This window comes from Enterobacter cloacae complex sp. SHL022 (assembly GCF_049237785.1).
Classification (GTDB): domain Bacteria; phylum Pseudomonadota; class Gammaproteobacteria; order Enterobacterales; family Enterobacteriaceae; genus Enterobacter; species Enterobacter hormaechei_C.
On the sequence record NZ_JBMKJH010000012.1, the window covers coordinates 70,284 to 88,212 of the forward strand.

The 17,929-nt window shown below is 57.0% G+C and carries 19 protein-coding genes; 10 read left to right on the forward strand and 9 right to left on the reverse strand.

Annotation, left to right across the window (positions count from 1 at the left end; translation table 11 throughout):
* Positions 1 to 5 precede the first annotated feature (5 nt).
* The gene (locus ACOTZD_RS20525) at positions 6 to 554 is read right to left on the reverse strand and encodes a helix-turn-helix domain-containing protein (protein ID WP_003861973.1); all 549 of its coding nucleotides are present in this window, start codon (positions 552 to 554) and stop codon (positions 6 to 8) included.
* Between the two features lie 103 nt (positions 555 to 657).
* Between ACOTZD_RS20525 and ACOTZD_RS20530 the strand changes: the two genes are divergently transcribed.
* Both ACOTZD_RS20530 and ACOTZD_RS20535 read left to right on the forward strand, forming a co-directional pair.
* Positions 658 to 1,317, forward strand: a complete 660-nt coding sequence (locus ACOTZD_RS20530; RefSeq protein ID WP_022652076.1) for an AzlC family ABC transporter permease — start codon at positions 658 to 660, stop codon at positions 1,315 to 1,317.
* Complete coding sequence (locus ACOTZD_RS20535; RefSeq protein WP_003861969.1) at positions 1,317 to 1,640, forward strand: AzlD domain-containing protein; 324 nt, start codon at positions 1,317 to 1,319, stop codon at positions 1,638 to 1,640. The genes ACOTZD_RS20530 and ACOTZD_RS20535 overlap by 1 nt, the downstream gene beginning before the upstream one ends.
* A gap of 39 nt (positions 1,641 to 1,679) precedes the next feature.
* Here the strand turns inward: ACOTZD_RS20535 and ACOTZD_RS20540 are convergent, their stop codons facing one another.
* Positions 1,680 to 1,892 carry a DUF1471 domain-containing protein gene (locus tag ACOTZD_RS20540; RefSeq protein ID WP_003861966.1) on the reverse strand — a complete coding sequence of 71 codons (213 nt, stop codon included), beginning with the start codon at positions 1,890 to 1,892 and terminating at the stop codon, positions 1,680 to 1,682.
* A 114-nt stretch (positions 1,893 to 2,006) separates the two neighbouring features.
* Complete coding sequence (gene fdhD / locus ACOTZD_RS20545; protein WP_003861964.1) at positions 2,007 to 2,843, reverse strand: formate dehydrogenase accessory sulfurtransferase FdhD; 837 nt, start codon at positions 2,841 to 2,843, stop codon at positions 2,007 to 2,009.
* 371 nt (positions 2,844 to 3,214) lie between these two features.
* Between fdhD and fdnG the strand changes: the two genes are divergently transcribed.
* The 5 genes from fdnG to ACOTZD_RS20570 all read left to right on the forward strand — a co-directional run bounded on the left by fdnG (position 3,215) and on the right by ACOTZD_RS20570 (position 9,974).
* Positions 3,215 to 6,265, forward strand: a complete 3,051-nt coding sequence (fdnG, locus tag ACOTZD_RS20550) for a formate dehydrogenase-N subunit alpha (RefSeq protein WP_086527948.1) — start codon at positions 3,215 to 3,217, stop codon at positions 6,263 to 6,265.
* Positions 6,266 to 6,277: 12 nt separating this feature from the next.
* Positions 6,278 to 7,180, forward strand: a complete 903-nt coding sequence (gene fdxH / locus ACOTZD_RS20555; protein WP_003861960.1) for a formate dehydrogenase subunit beta — start codon at positions 6,278 to 6,280, stop codon at positions 7,178 to 7,180.
* Positions 7,177 to 7,812: a formate dehydrogenase cytochrome b556 subunit gene (gene fdoI / locus ACOTZD_RS20560; protein ID WP_003861958.1), complete on the forward strand. Its 636-nt coding sequence runs from the start codon at positions 7,177 to 7,179 to the stop codon at positions 7,810 to 7,812. Before fdxH ends, fdoI begins: the two co-directional genes overlap by 4 nt.
* A complete protein-coding gene (gene fdhE, locus ACOTZD_RS20565; RefSeq protein WP_023315053.1) occupies positions 7,809 to 8,738 on the forward strand; it encodes a formate dehydrogenase accessory protein FdhE in 930 nt (309 codons plus the stop codon). Before fdoI ends, fdhE begins: the two co-directional genes overlap by 4 nt.
* A 315-nt stretch (positions 8,739 to 9,053) precedes the next feature.
* Positions 9,054 to 9,974: an alpha/beta hydrolase gene (locus ACOTZD_RS20570; protein WP_174402273.1), complete on the forward strand. Its 921-nt coding sequence runs from the start codon at positions 9,054 to 9,056 to the stop codon at positions 9,972 to 9,974.
* 8 nt (positions 9,975 to 9,982) lie between these two features.
* Here ACOTZD_RS20570 and fabY read toward each other — a convergent pair whose 3' ends face one another.
* The 6 genes from fabY to ACOTZD_RS20600 form a co-directional block, all read right to left on the reverse strand.
* A complete protein-coding gene (fabY, locus tag ACOTZD_RS20575) occupies positions 9,983 to 10,924 on the reverse strand; it encodes a fatty acid biosynthesis protein FabY (protein WP_015569910.1) in 942 nt (313 codons plus the stop codon).
* Positions 10,925 to 10,968: 44 nt separating this feature from the next.
* Complete coding sequence (dtd, locus tag ACOTZD_RS20580) at positions 10,969 to 11,406, reverse strand: D-aminoacyl-tRNA deacylase (protein ID WP_015569909.1); 438 nt, start codon at positions 11,404 to 11,406, stop codon at positions 10,969 to 10,971.
* Positions 11,403 to 12,284, reverse strand: a complete 882-nt coding sequence (locus tag ACOTZD_RS20585) for a virulence factor BrkB family protein (RefSeq protein ID WP_174402274.1) — start codon at positions 12,282 to 12,284, stop codon at positions 11,403 to 11,405. Before ACOTZD_RS20585 ends, dtd begins: the two co-directional genes overlap by 4 nt.
* On the reverse strand, positions 12,278 to 12,877 hold the full coding sequence (yihX, locus tag ACOTZD_RS20590; RefSeq protein WP_003861947.1) for a glucose-1-phosphatase: 600 nt from the start codon (positions 12,875 to 12,877) through the stop codon (positions 12,278 to 12,280). Before yihX ends, ACOTZD_RS20585 begins: the two co-directional genes overlap by 7 nt.
* Before the next feature lie 118 nt (positions 12,878 to 12,995).
* Positions 12,996 to 13,796, reverse strand: a complete 801-nt coding sequence (locus ACOTZD_RS20595) for a DeoR/GlpR family DNA-binding transcription regulator (protein WP_174402275.1) — start codon at positions 13,794 to 13,796, stop codon at positions 12,996 to 12,998.
* Between the two features lie 34 nt (positions 13,797 to 13,830).
* Positions 13,831 to 14,727 carry a sugar kinase gene (locus ACOTZD_RS20600; protein ID WP_174402276.1) on the reverse strand — a complete coding sequence of 299 codons (897 nt, stop codon included), beginning with the start codon at positions 14,725 to 14,727 and terminating at the stop codon, positions 13,831 to 13,833.
* A 155-nt stretch (positions 14,728 to 14,882) separates the two neighbouring features.
* Here ACOTZD_RS20600 and yihU point away from each other — a divergent pair, with 155 nt between their 5' ends.
* From yihU to yihS, 3 genes are read left to right on the forward strand one after another with little or no spacing between them, the layout of a single operon-like run.
* A complete protein-coding gene (yihU, locus tag ACOTZD_RS20605; RefSeq protein ID WP_003861941.1) occupies positions 14,883 to 15,773 on the forward strand; it encodes a sulfolactaldehyde 3-reductase in 891 nt (296 codons plus the stop codon).
* A 17-nt stretch (positions 15,774 to 15,790) separates the two neighbouring features.
* Complete coding sequence (gene yihT, locus ACOTZD_RS20610) at positions 15,791 to 16,666, forward strand: sulfofructosephosphate aldolase (protein ID WP_003861939.1); 876 nt, start codon at positions 15,791 to 15,793, stop codon at positions 16,664 to 16,666.
* 14 nt (positions 16,667 to 16,680) lie between these two features.
* The gene (yihS, locus tag ACOTZD_RS20615; protein ID WP_022649846.1) at positions 16,681 to 17,922 is read left to right on the forward strand and encodes a sulfoquinovose isomerase; all 1,242 of its coding nucleotides are present in this window, start codon (positions 16,681 to 16,683) and stop codon (positions 17,920 to 17,922) included.
* Positions 17,923 to 17,929 lie beyond the last annotated feature (7 nt).

The following is a 17,929-nucleotide window of genomic DNA, read 5'->3' on the forward strand; positions in this document are numbered from 1 at the left end:
CTTCTTTAGTTTTGTTCCGCCACCAGCAGCGCGTGCGTATCGGGCTCCAGCGCCTTAAAGATATGCGGCTGGTCAGCAGGGTAGCAAATGTAATCTCCCGGGCCGAGTTCTTCCGCCGCGTCGATCAGACCGACCATCGCCCGCCCCTGGGTCACGATAATATGCTCAACCGAACCAGGCGGATGGGGCTGGGAAATACGGTCTGCCCCCGGCTGAGTCAGCAGCAGATAGATATCACGACGCGCGCCCGGCGGACACGCCGCGAGCAAAATCGCCTCATAGTTCGCCTGCCCGGCGACGACTTTTGTGCCCTCGCCGCGGCGGATCACCTGCGTGACGGGTTGCTGCGGCTCCAGTAACCGGGCAAACGGAATATCCAGCGCCACGCAAAGCGACCACAGCGTTTCCAGGCTAGGATTGCCGTTGCCAGACTCCAGTTGTGAAAGCGTGGATTTGGCGATCCCGGCACGGCGGGCAATTTCCGCCAGTGAGAGCCCGGTTCGCAGGCGTTCTCGTACCAGGCTTTTGGCGATCACGCTGATTGGCTGCGTCATAAAAACGGCCTCTTTCTCTCTATAACGAACGAATCGTTCGCCTTGTAAAACGATTTTGATGCGTTCATTATAATGGAAATACGTTCGATATGGCTAAAATGGTATGAAGAAACACCTCTCCTGTCTGAAAGGCGACACGATAAAAGCGATCGTCCTGGTCTGCCTCGCGGTGGGCGTAGTCGGCATGTCTTATGGCTCACTGGCGATGGCCTACGGTTTCCCGCTGTGGGTGCCGTTTGTCCTCTCCCTCACGGTGCTGGCAGGCGCATCCGAGTTTATGTTTATTGGCATCGTGGCAAGCGGCGGCAATCCGCTGGCAGCGGCCGCGGCCGGTTTACTGGTAAACGCGCGCCATGTGCCGTTCGGCGTAACGGTGCGTGACCTGGTGGGCAAGCGCGGCCTGAGCTTTCTGGGCTGTCATATCATGAACGATGAAAGCGTGGTGTTCGGCCTTTCGCAAAAAACCGCCGAGCAGCGTAAAGCGGCCTACTGGCTGTGCGGCCTGGGCGTGGCAATTATCTGGCCGCTGGGGGCGGTGCTGGGGGCGATGGTCGGCAAGCTGCTGCCAGACCCGGAAACCATCGGGCTGGACGCGGTGTTCCCGGCGATCCTGCTGGCGTTAGTGGTGCCGGCATTTAAAAACCGTACCACGCTGATCCGCGCCTGTAGCGGCGCAGTGTTGTCGCTGGCCGCCGTACCGTTTGCGCCGGTGGGTCTGCCGGTGCTGCTCTCTTTGCTCGGCCTTGCCGCGAGGAAAAAATAATGGAAAACATGACGGTCTTTATTCTCGGCATCGCCATTCTTTCTGCCGGAACCTATCTGATGCGTCTTGGCGGAGCGAAGCTTGGCAACCGGCTGGCGCTTTCAGAACGGTCGCAGGCGCTGCTTTCAGACGCGGCTACCGTTTTGCTGTTCTCCGTCGCGCTGGCGACAACGTTTTATGAAGGGGACCATTTTGCCGGGATGGCACGTGTGCTGGGCGTGGGGTTCGCGGTGTTTCTGGCCTGGCGCAAAATGCCGTTAATTGTGGTGATCGTCGCGGCGGCGGTGGTGACCGCACTGCTGCGTCTGGCAGGCATAAACTAAAAAGCGCCCCAGGGGCGCTCTTTCGACGGTATAGCGGAATTATTTGTTCAGTTCAGCGGTCATGTGTACGCGGTTACCGGTGAATGCCTGGGTAATTTTGTACGATGAAGCGCCCGCTTCCTGAGCCTGTGCAGCGATTTTAGCTTCTGCACCATCCAGGGTAGAGGCGGATGCGGTCACTGTCTGCGCAGCGAAAGAACCAAAAGAGGTAGCCAGAGCGATTACTGCGACAAAAGTTTTGATGCTTTTCATGAGATAAACCCTTTCGTTAAGTTGTTTAGATAAGGCGCCGTGCCTTGATGAGATAAATATTAGACCTCATCATGAACAACTAAAAGCGGAAGGATTTGCTATACTCATTCAAAATTACTGATCAACTATCAATCGCTGCGGATGGGTGTAAATAGTTGCTCTACCCGGCTTGCAGAACCCCACCAGCGTCAGGTTGCAGCGCTCCGCCACTTCCACCGCCAGCGTGGTTGCCGCTGACACCGCAAACAGAATTTCCACGCCGCACATGGCGGACTTTTGCACCATCTCATAGCTGGCGCGGCTGGAGACTAACGCCGCGCCCTGCTGCCAGACGTTGCTTTCCCGAGCGCGGCGACCTAACAGCTTATCCAGCGCGACGTGGCGGCCCACATCTTCATGACCGCCGGCAATGTTGCCTGACGGCAATATCCATGCCGCCGCGTGGGTACAGCCGCTGAGCTGACCGATGGGTTGCACGTCGTTCAGGTGCTCAAGCGCCCGATCAAGGTGCGCCAGATTGAACGTCTGGGTGAACGGCAGCGGGATAATGGGTTTGCCGATATCGTTAAGCTGTTCAACGCCGCACACGCCGCAGCCGGTACGTCCGGCCAGCGCCCGGCGGCGCTCTTTCAGCCCCATAAAGCGGCGGCTGGAGAGTTCGATTTGCACTTCAAGACCATTACAGGCATGAACCACATCCATGCCGTAGATCTCCTGCGGATGCGCAATGATGCCTTCCGAGAGGGAAAAACCTATGGCGAACAGCTCCAGATCTTTCGGCGAGGCCATCATCACCACATGCGAAATACCGTTGTAAACCAGGGCAACGGGGACCTCTTCCGCCAGAAAATCCGGCGTGGCATGTGAAATGTGAGGCGGTCTGTGTACCGACAGTTCCACAATACCCGCAGGCAGTGGCGACGCGTGGGCAACACGGTTTTGTTTAGACACAACGGTATTCCTGAACAACCACGGAAGTGAGCCTGCTATTGCAACACAAACGGCAGGCCTTACGCATAGTATGGATCAACTTTTCAGCAACCATTCTCCTACTCAATACGGAGGGGTGCAACCGATCACCTGCTACACCTCTTTAACATGCACAGGGTAAAATGTGATTGATATCACATTTTATAATCAATGCCGTGATAATACGTTCACTTTGTTTTAACCCCGTTGGAACAGGCGTACCGACATTGTGGTATTCTGGGCTTATCCCTCGGAGAAATGAGGGATTAACGCAAATTTTTCTCCTTTGCGGTTAATTCTCAACCGCAAAGTAAAACTACATAGCAATGTCGTAATGAACCAAGGAGTGACCCATGCAGGTCAGCAGAAGGCAGTTCTTTAAGATCTGCGCTGGCGGTATGGCAGGCACCACGGCGGCGGCACTGGGCTTTGCGCCCGGTGTAGCGCTGGCGGAAACACGGCAGTATAAACTGCTGCGCACCCGCGAAACCCGTAACACCTGTACGTACTGCTCCGTCGGCTGTGGGCTGTTAATGTATAGCCTCGGCGACGGTGCGAAAAACGCCAAAGCATCTATTTTCCACATCGAAGGCGATCCGGATCACCCGGTAAACCGTGGTGCACTCTGTCCGAAAGGGGCCGGTCTGGTAGATTTTATCCACTCCGAAAGCCGCCTGAAGTTTCCTGAGTATCGCGCTCCCGGCTCTGACAAATGGCAGCAAATCAGCTGGGAAGAAGCGTTCGATCGCATCGCTAAGCTGATGAAAGAAGACCGCGATGCCAACTTTATCGCGAAGAATGCCGAAGGCACCACCGTTAACCGTTGGCTCTCCACCGGCATGCTGTGTGCTTCAGCGTCCAGTAACGAAACCGGCTATTTAACCCAGAAATTTACGCGCGCACTCGGTATGCTCGCGGTCGACAACCAGGCGCGTGTCTGACACGGACCAACGGTAGCAAGTCTTGCTCCAACATTTGGTCGCGGTGCGATGACCAACCACTGGGTCGACATCAAGAACGCCAACCTTATTGTGGTGATGGGCGGTAACGCCGCTGAAGCGCACCCTGTCGGGTTCCGCTGGGCGATGGAAGCCAAAATCCACAACGGCGCGAAGCTGATTGTGATCGATCCCCGCTTTACGCGTACAGCGTCAGTGGCGGATTTCTACACCCCTATTCGTTCAGGTACTGACATCACTTTCCTGTCAGGCGTACTGCTGTACCTGATGACCAACGAAAAATATAACCGCGAGTACACCGAAGCCTATACCAACGCCAGCCTGATCGTGCGTGAGGATTACCACTTCGAAGATGGCCTGTTCAGCGGTTACGACGCCGAAAAACGCAAATACGATAAAACCAGCTGGAACTACGAGCTGGACGAAAACGGCTTTGCTAAGCGCGATACCACCCTGCAACACCCCCGCTGCGTGTGGAACCTGCTGAAAGAGCACGTTTCCCGCTATACGCCGGAGGTTGTCGAAAACATCTGTGGGACGCCGAAAGCGGATTTCCTGAAGGTGTGCGAGTTGATTGCGGAAACCAGCGCGAAAGATAAAACCGCGTCGTTCCTGTATGCGCTCGGCTGGACGCAGCACTCCATCGGCGCGCAGAACATCCGCACCATGGCGATGGTTCAGCTGCTCCTCGGCAACATGGGGATGGCAGGCGGCGGCGTGAACGCCCTGCGCGGTCACTCCAACATTCAGGGTCTGACCGACCTCGGCCTGCTGTCTCAGAGCCTGACGGGTTACATGAACCTGCCGAGCGAGAAACAGACTGACCTGCAAACCTACCTGACAGCCAGCACGCCAAAACCGCTGCTCGAAGGCCAGGTGAACTACTGGGGCAACTATCCGAAGTTCTTCGTCTCGCTGATGAAAGCCTTTTACGGCGACAAGGCGACGGCGGAAAACAGCTGGGGCTTTGACTGGCTGCCGAAGTGGGACAAAGGTTACGACGTACTTCAGTACTTCGAAATGATGCACCAGGGCCAGGTCAACGGCTATATCTGCCAGGGCTTTAACCCGGTGGCGTCGTTCCCGAACAAGAACAAGGTTGTCGAGTCTCTGTCGAAGCTGAAGTTCCTGGTGACGATTGACCCGCTCAATACCGAAACGTCGACGTTCTGGCAGAACCACGGTGAGTCGAACGACGTCGATCCGTCGAAGATTCAGACCGAAGTGTTCCGTCTGCCGTCCACCTGCTTCGCGGAAGAGAACGGGTCTATCGTCAACTCCGGCCGCTGGTTGCAGTGGCACTGGAAAGGCGCAGACGCCCCGGGCATCGCCCTGAACGACGGCGAGATCCTGGCCGGCATCTTCTTACGCCTGCGTAAGATGTACGCCTCTGAGGGCGGCGCAACGCCTGAGCCGGTACTGAACATGACCTGGAACTACTCGACGCCGGAAAACCCAGCGCCGGAAGAAGTGGCCATGGAGAGCAACGGTAAAGCGCTGGCGGACGTTATCGACCCGGCGACCGGTGCGGTGCTGGCGAAGAAAGGCGATCAGCTCAGCACCTTCGCGCACCTGCGCGATGACGGTACGACGTCAAGCGGCTGCTGGATCTTTGCCGGGAGCTGGACGCCGAAAGGCAACCAGATGGCCAACCGCGATAACGCCGACCCGTCGGGCCTCGGTAATACGCTGGGCTGGGCATGGGCGTGGCCGCTTAACCGCCGCATCCTCTATAACCGTGCCTCCGCTGATCCGCAGGGCAACCCGTGGGATCCGAAGCGTCAGCTTCTGAAGTGGGACGGCGCGAAATGGGGCGGCGTGGATATTCCGGACTACAGCACTGCCGCACCAGGCAGCGATGTCGGGCCGTTTATCATGCAGCCTGAAGGGATGGGCCGTCTGTTTGCTATCGATAAGATGGCGGAAGGGCCATTCCCGGAACACTACGAGCCGTTTGAGACGCCGCTGGGTACTAACCCGCTGCACCCGAACGTGGTCTCTAACCCGGCAGCCCGTATCTTCAAGAGCGATTTTGAAGCGCTGGGTAAAAAGGACAAGTTCCCGTATGTCGGCACCACTTACCGTCTGACCGAGCACTTCCACTACTGGACCAAGCACGCGCTGCTGAATGCCATCGCGCAGCCGGAACAGTTTGTGGAGATCGGCGAGAAGCTGGCGAACAAACTCGGCATTGCCCATGGCGATACCGTGAAGGTCTCCTCTAACCGCGGCTACATCAAAGCCAAGGCGGTGGTGACCAAGCGTATTCGCACGCTGAACGTTCACGGTCAGCAGGTGGATACCATCGGCATCCCGATTCACTGGGGTTATGAGGGCGTGGCGAAGAAAGGGTTCATTGCGAACACCCTGACGCCGTTCGTCGGTGATGCGAACACGCAGACGCCGGAGTTTAAGGCCTTCCTCGTGAACGTGGAAAAGGTGTAACGGAGACGACTTATGGCTTATCAATCTCAAGACATTATCCGTCGTTCCGCGACTAACGGTTTCACGCCCGCGCCTCAGGCGCGGGACCACCAGCAGGAAGTGGCGAAGCTTATCGACGTGACCACCTGTATCGGCTGTAAAGCCTGTCAGGTGGCCTGCTCTGAGTGGAACGACATCCGTGACGAAGTGGGTCACAACGTCGGGGTGTACGACAACCCGGCAGACCTGACCGCCAAGTCCTGGACGGTAATGCGTTTCTCGGAAGTGGAGCAGAACGACAAGCTGGAATGGCTTATTCGCAAAGACGGCTGTATGCACTGTGCGGATCCGGGCTGCCTGAAGGCGTGTCCGTCAGAAGGGGCTATCATTCAGTATGCCAACGGCATCGTCGACTTCCAGTCCGAGCAGTGCATTGGCTGCGGCTACTGCATCGCGGGCTGTCCGTTCGACGTGCCGCGCATGAACCCGGAAGACAACCGCGTCTACAAATGTACGCTGTGCGTTGACCGCGTAAATGTCGGCCAGGAGCCAGCGTGCGTGAAGACCTGTCCAACCGGCGCTATCCACTTTGGCTCCAAAGAGGATATGAAAACGCTGGCGGCAGAGCGCGTGGGCGAGCTGAAAACCCGTGGTTACGATAACGCGGGCCTGTACGATCCGGCCGGGGTTGGCGGTACGCACGTCATGTACGTGCTGCACCACGCCGACAAGCCGAACCTGTATCACGGCCTGCCGGAGAACCCGGAAATCAGCGCCACCGTGAAGTTCTGGAAAGGCATCTGGAAACCGCTGGCAGCGGTCGGTTTTGCTGCCACCTTCGCAGCGAGCATCTTCCACTACGTCGGTGTTGGTCCGAACCGCGCGGAAGAGGAAGACGATAACCTGCATGAAGAGAAAGACGAGGTGCGCAAATGAGAAAACGTGACACCATCGTGCGCTACACCGCGCCGGAACGCATCAACCACTGGGTCACCGCCTTCTGCTTCATGCTGGCGGCGATAAGCGGGCTGGGGTTCTTCTTCCCGTCCTTCAACTGGCTGATGCAGATCATGGGGACACCACAGCTGGCGCGTATACTGCACCCGTTTGTGGGCGTCATCATGTTCGCGTCGTTCATCATCATGTTTTTCCGTTACTGGCACCATAACCTAATCAATCGGGATGATATCTTTTGGGCGAAGAATATTCGTAAGATCGTCGTCAACGAGGAAGTAGGTGATACCGGGCGTTATAACTTCGGCCAGAAATGCGTATTCTGGGCGGCGATTATCTTCCTGGTCCTGTTGCTGGTGAGCGGCGTGATCATCTGGCGTCCGTACTTTGCGCCTGCTTTCTCAATCCCGGTGATCCGATTTGCGCTGATGCTGCATTCATTTGCCGCAGTAGCGTTAATTGTGGTTATCATGGTGCATATTTACGCCGCCCTTTGGGTGAAAGGCACCATTACCGCGATGGTGGAAGGCTGGGTCACCAAAACGTGGGCGAAGAAACATCACCCGCGCTGGTACCGTGAAGTCCGCCAGAAACAGGAAAAGTCATCTGAATGAGTATTCGCATAATCCCGCAAGATGAGCTGGGGTCGAGCGAGAAACGTACGGCGGAGTATATTCCGCCGTTGTTATTCCCCAGACTCAAGAACCTCTACAACCGCCGCGCAGAGCGTCTGCGCGAGCTGGCAGAGAACAACCCGCTGGGCGATTTTCTGCGTTTTGCCGCGCTGGTCGCCCATGCGCAGGAAGTGGTGCTGTACGACCATCCGCTGCAAATGGACCTGACCGCACGCATCAAAGAAGCCAACGAACAGGGCAAGCCGCCGCTGGACATTCACGTTCTGCCGCGCGACAAGCACTGGCATAAGCTGCTGCATTCGCTGATTGCCGAGCTGAAGCCCGAGATGAGCGGCACGGCGCTGGCGGTCATTGAGAACCTGGAAAAAGCCTCAGAGCAAGAGCTGGAAGAGATGGCGAGCGCGCTGTTTGCCTCCGACTTCTCGCTGGTGAGCAGCGATAAAGCGCCGTTCATCTGGGCTGCGCTGTCGCTCTACTGGGCGCAAATGGCGAGCCTGATCCCAGGCAAAGCCCGCGCCGAATACGGCGAAGCGCGCCAGTTCTGTCCGGTGTGTGGTTCAATGCCGGTCTCCAGCATGGTACAGATTGGTACGACACAGGGGCTGCGCTACCTGCACTGCAACCTGTGTGAAACCGAGTGGCACGTAGTGCGCATTAAGTGCAGCAACTGCGAGCAGACCCGCGATCTGAACTACTGGTCGCTGGAGAATGAAGACGCGGCAGTGAAAGCCGAAAGCTGCGGCGACTGCGGCACCTACCTGAAGATTCTCTATCAGGAAAAGGACCCGAAAGTCGAAGCGGTGGCCGACGATCTCGCCTCGCTGATTCTGGACGCGAAGATGGAGCAGGAGGGCTTTGCCCGCAGCTCGATCAACCCGTTCCTGTTCCCGGGTGAAGGGGAGTAATCTCCTGTGACAGTGCCGGGCGGCGCGAGCTTGCCCGGCCTACACCTCGACAGCAATACCTGCCGTCTTATATGCCAGATGCTCTTCAGCCCGTAGTCCAGGATCCGTCTAAAGACGCGTTATCGCTTTAGCATCGCTTCCACGGCAAATCTCAGGCAACATCCGCACTTTATGTCTGTGACGAAAGCAGATAATAAAAAAGCTCTCGCCTTTGCGAGCAGCTTTCAAGACTTTTCCCCTCAATAATATTCTTGTTTTCTTTTGAATCAAACCAGGCTATAAAGCTGTACATTCATACAGTTAAAAGGTGTTTTCATGGCACTGGAAAAGGGTATTGAACGGCTGGTTCAAGGATTTATCGCTGCAGGTCGCCCCTCATCGCGTCGCCAGACGATTGAGGTACGACGAGCAGGCTATATTGCCAGCACGGAGCTTGCCGGGAAGACCGAAACGCGCGTTCAGCTGGAGACGCTTGTTCTTGAGGGTCTTACCATTCGGGTATTTTCACCTCTCAATGCGCCTGAAATATTGCCTGCTGCCATCTACTACCACGGCGGATGTTTTATCAGCGGCGGCTTTGATACCCATGACAACCAGCTCCGTCAGTTAGCCTACTACGGCAATTGCCGGGTGATTGCGATTCAGTACAGACTGGCGCCGGAGCATACCTTCCCCGCCGCACATGACGATGCTGAAAGAGGTGCGAATCTGGTCTGGCAGTATGCAGACGAATTAGGCGTGGATAAGAACCGACTCACCCTCTGTGGAGACAGCGCAGGAGGGCATTTGGCGCTGGTAACGGCGCTGCGGCTTAAGGTTAAAGGGCTGTGGCTACCTGCGCAGCTTATTCTTATCTATCCCATGCTCGACGCCACGGCCAGTTTTGAAAGCTATACCCTCAACGGCATGGATTACGTGATTACTCGCGATACCCTTTTTAGCGGCTATGAAATGTATCTGGCTGGAGCCGACCGTCAGCATCCTGAAGTCAGTCCACTGTGGCGCAACGACTTTAGCGGTCTGCCGAAGGTCCATATTGTTACCGCTGAGTATGATCCGTTACGTGACGAAGGCGAGGCGCTTTATCAGCGCCTCACGGCGCAAGGCGTGAAGTGTACCGCTCAACAATGGCGGGGTGTAATTCACGGCTTCTTCCAGTTGGGTGGAATTAGCCAGTCAGCGCGAGACATTATGCGAGATATTGCCTGGCGCATTAACCATGCCGGGCGAGAGTGAGAAGGAGACTACTCCTCCTCGTTCCCACCCTCTTCATACGCGCCATACGGCTTCGCAGGCAGAACGATATAGGTGCCTTCAAACACCGCGCCTGGCGTTTCATCGCCGAACAGCTCAACCTGCATCTGTACGCGTGCTTTACGTCCACGCGCCAGACGGTCGAGATCGCCGCCCAGTGCGCCCAGGTCAGCTACCGCGCTCGGCTTGCCGCTGATCGGCGCGCTGTAGCGGATATGGGCATCGGCCAGAATAATGGTGCCGCCGAGATGACGTTCGCGCAGCATCAGCCAGATCAGTCCCCATCCGGTGAGCGTGGCGAGTGAAAACAGGCTGCCGGCAAACAGGGTATGGTGCGGGTTCTGGTTGCCGGTTTCCGGCATGGTGGTGATAAATTTTTGTCCGGTATACTGCTGAATACGCACGCCCATTTTTTCACTGAGCGGTATGTGCTGATACCACGCCTGCTGGAGCTGCCCGCACCAGTCGGCGCGATGGAGAATATCGTCCAGCGTGGCGATGGGTTTGATCATCAAAAAGTGACGAATCGGCGTAGTTTGCGGGGCGGTGATTTCCCCCTGATTCACGAAACCAAGCTTGGCAAAGAACTCAACGGCATCTTCGCGGGCGCTACAGGTGACGCGCTTGACCCCTTCCTGACGGGCAACGGATTCCAGCGTCATTGCCATCAGCGTTCCAAGGCCTTTGTCCTGCACGGAGGGATGAACGGCCATAAAGCGGATTGAAGCTTCGTTGTCGGCATTGATGTACAGACGTCCCACGGCAACGAGGTTGCCCTCTTCATCAACCACCATCTGGTGGTGCGCCATCGCGTCCCAGGCGTCGCGTTCAGAGCCTTTCGGTTGATGCAGTGGTTTGCGCAGCATTTCCCAGCGGAAATGGTAATAAGCGTCTAATTCTTCTTCCGTTTGCGGTACTCGAAGGTGATACATAGCTGTACTCTCTCTTGTTACCCGCGGCCATACCGCCAGTTGGCTCATACCTGGAGCCAGAATGTGACGGGGCCATCGTTCACCAGCGAAACCTGCATATCCGCAGCGAATCGTCCGGTTTGTGTATTCATGTCCTGTTGGCGACAGCGCTCAACAAAGTACTCGTATAGAGCTTCTGCGCGATCCGGTGCCGCGCCCTTCGAAAAACTCGGCCGCATGCCGCGTTCGGTATCCGCAGCCAACGTAAACTGGGAAACCACCAGCACGCTGCCGCCCGCCTGCTGAACGTTCAGGTTCATCTTGCCTTCCGCATCGCTGAAAATGCGGTAGCCCAGCACGCGCTCACATAAGCGGTTAGCTTTTTGTTCGTCGTCATCTTTTTCGACACCCAGGAGCACCAAAAGTCCTGGGCCAATTTCACCCGTCACCTCATCCGCCACGGTGACGCTGGCACGGGTTACGCGCTGAATCAATGCAATCATGGTTGGTCTGCTTCTTGTTGTTTTTCAGCTTCTGCTGCTTTTTTGAGTTCGCGGTAGACTCCGAGAGTGACAGTTATTTCGGCGCCAAGCAAGACGATACACCACGTCCAGTAGACCCAGACAAACAAAATGGGGATCACCGCCAGCACACCGTAAATCAGCTGATAAGAGGGGAACATGGTGATATAAAGCGCGAATCCTTTCTTGCCCAGCTCAAAGAGCAACGCCGCGACCAGCGCACCCACCACGGCATCCCGGTTGGGTACGCGCGTGGTTGGTACCACGCTGTAGAGCAGCCAGAACGAAAGCCACGATAAAATCAGCGGGAAGATACGCAGCACGTTATCGATCACGCTGTTTAAGTCGGTCGCCCAGCGCAGCGAAAGAAGGTAGGAGCTGATCGCCAGGCTTGCCCCCGCCAGCAATGGGCCAAGGGTTAAAATCATCCAGTAGACGGCAAAGGAGTAAATCTTCGGGCGGACTTTTTTGCTCCGCCAGATGGTGTTGAGCGCACTGTCGATGGAGTACATCAGCAGCAGCGCGGTAACAATAAGCCCACACGCCCCCACCGCCGTCATCTTGCTGGAGTTTGCGACAAACTGCTCAATGTAGTTCTGGATCACATCGCCGGTGGCAGGAATAAAGTTTGCGAAAACAAAATGGCGAAGCTGCATGCTCACATCGGCAAACATTGGAAATGCCGAAAAAAGCGCAAAAATCACCGCCACCAGCGGCACCAGCGAGAGCAACGACACGTAAGCGAGATTGCCCGCCAGCGTGGTCATGTTGTCCTCATCAATGCGATGCCAGAGGAGTTTCAGCCACGCCCTCAGCGGGCGCGTGTGGTGATTGGCTTTTTGATGAACGGTTTTTAGCATAACTGCTTCGCAAAGTAGTTCGGTATCGTCTCTTTTCCGGTCACCAGAATGGAGGTGATACCTAACTGATTAGCCCCTTCTATATTATCGGCGTTGTCGTCAAAAAAGACCGCATCCGCTGCCGTGAATCCTTCTTCCTGCAATACTGCCTGATAGATGCGCGCCTCAGGTTTACGCATCCCCATCTCCTGGGAGAGATACACTTTATCTGCCGCCGCGTGAATTTCCGGGTATTCATCCGGCCAGAAGGTGGTATGCAGGCGGTTAGTATTAGACAGCACGACAACACGATGCCCCTGCTCGCGCAGCTTGTGCATGATGTCGATCACTTCCGGGCGGATCGCGACAAATATGGCCTGCCAGCCGTGGGAAAACTGCTCGTAGCTTAACGAAAGACCCATTTCCTGGCAGAAACGCTCTGCGAACGCTTCGTCGCTGATCTCACCTCGCTCGTGCAGATGGAAAGTCTCACCCATCGCGAAATTCTGCTTTAACGTCGCCAGCGGAACACGGCTAAAATCGCTCCATGCGCCCAACACCCGGTTAAAATCGATATCGACGATTACATTTCCTAAGTCAAAGATATAAAGCATGTTTATCTCCTTTCGCCGTGGAGAAGTAACTGTAGCGGGAAAGAGAAACTTTAGCTATGCGCCAGATTCAGCTTAGAGAAAGGAAAGGCCCGAATCGCAATATCGGGCCATAGGATGATCAGCCAGCCTGCTGTTCTTCTCCGGAATTGACTTCGACAACCTCAACCTTGCTGGATTTGAGGTGATTTTGCAGCGCCGGGCCGGGCAGTTCATCAGTGAACAGCGCCGTCGCCTGCGCCACGTTGCCAATTTCAACCGCCGCGGAGGCGTGGTATTTCGTATGATCGGCCGCCAGTAAAATGTGGCGGGAGTGGGCAATCATGGTTTTCACCACGCTGGCTTCGTTAACGTCAAATTCCATCATCGCGCCGTCGTGCTCTATCGCCCCGACGCTGGTGACCAGGTAATCTGCGCGAAATCCTGACACGAACGCCGTTGCCGCAGGACCGATAATGCCGCCGTTATGCGGGCGCAGCGTACCGCCGGGCACCATCACCTCAAAGCGCGGATTCTTATAAAGAATGTGCGCCACCCGCAGGCTGTTAGTGATGATGCGCAGATGATTATGGTTAAGCAGTGCCCGGGCAACGTGCTCCACGGTCGTCCCGATGGTGATAAAAATGGTCGAACCGTCGGGAATATAGTCCGCAATCGCTTCGGCAATCGCCCGTTTCTCTTCGGTAAGCGAGGCTTCACGCTGCTCGAACGCCGTGTTCATCACGCTGGATGCCCTGCCCGCCCCGCCATGATGACGCGTGATCAGCCCCTGCTCGCTGAGCTTACGGATATCCCGACGCACGGTTTGCGTCGACACATCCAGCAGCTGCGCCAGTTCATCAATGTTCATATAGCCGCGATCGGCAATCAGCGTCAGCAGCTGATCGTGACGCGGGTTGCCGGTCAGTTCGGTAAGGCTCATGGGCTGTCCTCTGAAAACCATCACGCCCCGCATTTTATACAAAAAGTGACAAAAAAGAGCGGGTTTGATCACAGTCGGGTATACCCGCGCGTCCACCGGGCTTTGTGCATTTCAGCGCTGCGACGGCGCTGGCAAAACGCACGGCGTCTGAAGTGGACGATTGTTGCCCCAGACTGACCGCCAGCGCACCGTGGAACACGTCGCCCGCCCCCGTGGTATCCACCACGTTCACCTCAAAGCCGGGCTGATGACACAGTGCGCCGTTTTCCAGCCAGAAGCAGCCGTCTCGCCCCTGCGTAACATACACATGTCCATTTGTGAGCGTTTGTGCTTTCTTCAGCGCGTTTTCGGTTTCATCCCGCTGCGTTAAACGCCGCAATCCCGGCGCGGAGAAGGCCGCGTGGTCGCTTAAGGCAATCAGATCCGCGATGTCCTGCGGGGTGACATCCGCATCAAGCAACGTCGGTACGCCCTGCTGGCGGGCCAGGGTAAATGCCTGTTTTGCCCCGTCATGCCAGCGCACGTCGGCTAAGACAATGTCCCACTGCGAGAAGTCGATTTCATGCAGCCAGTCTGCCGCCGCAGGGAGATCGGGGCTGGGGTAGTTGGCAATCACTCTTTCCCCACCTGCGTCCACCAGCACCGCCGATTGCGACGATCGGGCTCCCTTAACTACGCGCGTGTAGCGGGTATTCACCCCCAGGGATTCCAGCTCCGCGAGCAGCCGTCTGCCGGTATCGTCGTCCCCCACCCGGCCAATAAAATCCACTTCCGCGCCCAGTTTCGCGGCTGCCACTGCCGCCGTTGCCGCCGGGCCACCGCCCACTTCCGTATAGTCTTTTGCGACATATTTCCCACCTTCTTTCGGTAAATCATCGAGATACCAGATGCGATCCAGCACGGTAATGCCGACACAAACGATGCGAGTCATGGTGATTCCTTCTGCGATTTCTGATGCCTTCATTTTAATTTCACCAAATGTTTAAAAAGTGACCCGTGTCAATTTTTTGACTATAAATTACAAATACGATCAAAAACAGACACTACAAACGCGCAAAAATTGACACGATGTTACAGGAGAGAGGCATGTCAGCAATCGCATTTATCGGCTTAGGACAGATGGGCGCGCCCATGGCGAAGAATCTGTTGAAACAGGGCCACCAGCTTAACGTTTTTGATGTGAACCCGCAGGCGGTTCAGGCGCTGGTAGAGAGCGGCGCTCGGGCGGCGGCTACGCCCGCACAGGCAGCAACGGACGCGGAATTCGTAATTACCATGCTGCCAAACGGCGACCTGGTACGCAGCGTCCTGTTCGGCGAGCACGGCGTGTGCGAAGGATTATCCCGCGACGCGCTGGTCATTGATATGTCCACCATTCACCCGCTGCAAACCGACGCGCTGATACGCGACATGGCTGAGCAAGGCTTCAGCCTGATGGACGTGCCCGTCGGACGCACCTCTGACCATGCCATCGCCGGTACGCTGCTCCTGCTGGCGGGCGGTACGGCGCAGCAGGTTGAGCGCGCCACCCCGGTATTAATGGCGATGGGCAATGAACTGATTAACGCCGGCGGGCCAGGCATGGGCATCCGCGTGAAGCTTATCAATAACTACATGAGCATCGCCCTGAACGCCCTTTCCGCCGAGGCCGCCGTACTGTGCGAAGCGCTTGGCCTCTCCTTTGACGTGGCGCTCAAGGTCATGAGCGGCACGCCGGCGGGTAAAGGCCACTTCACGACATCCTGGCCGAACAAGGTGCTGAAAGGGGATCTTTCTCCCGCCTTTATGATCGACCTTGCGCATAAAGATCTGGGGATCGCCCTCGACGTGGCTAACCAGCTCCACGTTCCGATGCCGCTGGGCGCGGCCTCCCGCGAAGTTTACAACCAGGCACGCGCCGCCGGGCGCGGGCGCGAAGACTGGACGGCCATTCTTGAACAGGTTCGCGCATCTGCCGGGCTGAAAAAAACACACTGATACGAAAGGACTGATGAATGACGATGTACACCCTGAAAGATATCACCCGACCTTCCGGCGGTTTTGCGATGCTGGCCGTGGATCAGCGCGAAGCGATGCGCCTGATGTTTGCGGCGGCAGGCGCGCCGGTACCGGTAACCGACCAGCACCTGACCGATTTTAAAGTCAACGCGGCAAAAATTCTGTCGCCGTACGCCTCTGCCATTCTCGTCGACCAGCAGTTCTGCTATCGCCAGATTGTCGAGCAGCAGGCCGTGGCCAAAAGCTGCGCGATGATTGTGGCCGCCGACGAGTTTATTCCGGGGAACGGTATTCCGGTCGACAGCGTGGCGATCGACAAGAACGTCGACGCGCAGGCGGTCAAACGCGATGGCGGCAAAGCACTGAAGCTGCTGGTGCTGTGGCGCAGCGATGAAGATCCGCAGCAGCGCCTGGAGATGGTGAAAGCGTTCAATACGCTGTGCCACGATAACGGTCTGCTGAGCATTATCGAGCCGGTGGTGCGTCCACCGCGTCGCGGTGCCGCGTTTAACCGCGAACAGGCGATTATCGACGCGGCCAAAGAGCTGGGCGACAGCGGTGCCGACCTCTACAAAGTGGAGATGCCACTGTTTGGCAAGGGCACGCAGCAAGAGCTGCTGGCGGCCTCGCAAAAGCTTAACGAGAACATCGCCATGCCGTGGGTGATCCTCTCGTCCGGCGTTGACGATAAGTTATTCCCGCGCGCGGTGAGCGTGGCGATGCAGGCGGGGGCATCGGGCTTTTTAGCCGGTCGCGCCGTCTGGTCCTCTGTGATTGGCCTGCCGGACACCGAGCTGATGCTGCGTGATATTTCCGTACCAAAACTTCAGCGTCTGGGTGAGATCGTCGACGAAATGATGGCTCGCCGTTAAGAAAGGATCCGAACATGAAATGGTTTAACACCCTGAGCCATAACCGCTGGCTCGAACAAGAGACCGACCGCATTCTCGATTTCGGTAAAAACGCCGCCGTACCGACCGGCTTTGGCTGGCTGGGCAATAACGGGCAGGTGCGTAGCGATATGGGCACACATCTGTGGATCACCGCCCGCATGCTGCATGTGTACGCGGTGGCGGCGAACATGGGGCGCCCCGGCGCGTACGCCCTGGTTGAGCACGGCATTAATGCCCTGAACGGTCCGCTGCGCGACAAGCAGCACGGCGGCTGGTACGCCTGCGTAAACGATGAAGGCGTGATTGATGCGTCCAAGCAGGGCTATCAGCATTTCTTCGTTCTGCTGGGCGCGGCGAGCGCCGTCACCACCGGCCATCCGCAGGCACGCAAGTTGCTGGACGACGCCATCGAGGTGATTGAGCGCTACTTCTGGAGCGAACAGGAGCAGATGTGCCTGGAGTCCTGGGACGAAGCCTTCAGCAAAACGGAAGACTATCGCGGCGGTAACGCCAACATGCACGCCGTGGAAGCTTTCCTCATCGTTTATGACGTGACCCACGACCGCAAATGGCTCGACCGCGCCCTGCGCATCGCCTCGGTGATTATTCACGACGTGGCGCGCAAAGGGGAGTACCGCGTTAACGAGCATTTTGACACCAACTGGAACCCGATCCGCGACTATAACATCGATAACCCCGCCCACCGCTTCCGCGCCTATGGCGGCACGCCTGGGCACTGGATTGAGTGGGGCCGCCTGATGCTGCACCTGCGCGCCGCCCTGGAAGCGCGCTTTGAAACCCCGCCGGAGTGGCTGCTGGAAGATGCGAAAGGACTGTTCCACGCCACCATCCGCGACGCCTGGGCACCCGACGGGGCGGACGGCTTTGTCTACTCCGTGGGCTGGGACGGCAAGCCAATCGTGCGCGAACGCGTGCGCTGGCCAATCGTCGAGGCGATGGGCACGGCCTATGCCCTCTATACCGTGACCGGCGAGGCGCAGTACGAAGCCTGGTATCAGAAATGGTGGGATTACTGCATCAAGTATCTGATGGATTACGAAAACGGATCCTGGTGGCAGGAGCTGGACACCAACAACGAAGTGACCACCAAAGTCTGGGACGGCAAGCAGGATATTTACCATCTGCTGCACTGCCTGGTGATCCCCCGCCTGCCGCTGGCGCCGGGCTTAGCCCCTGCCGTCGCCGCCGGATTACTGGATAGCCTGGCCAAATAATAAAGAC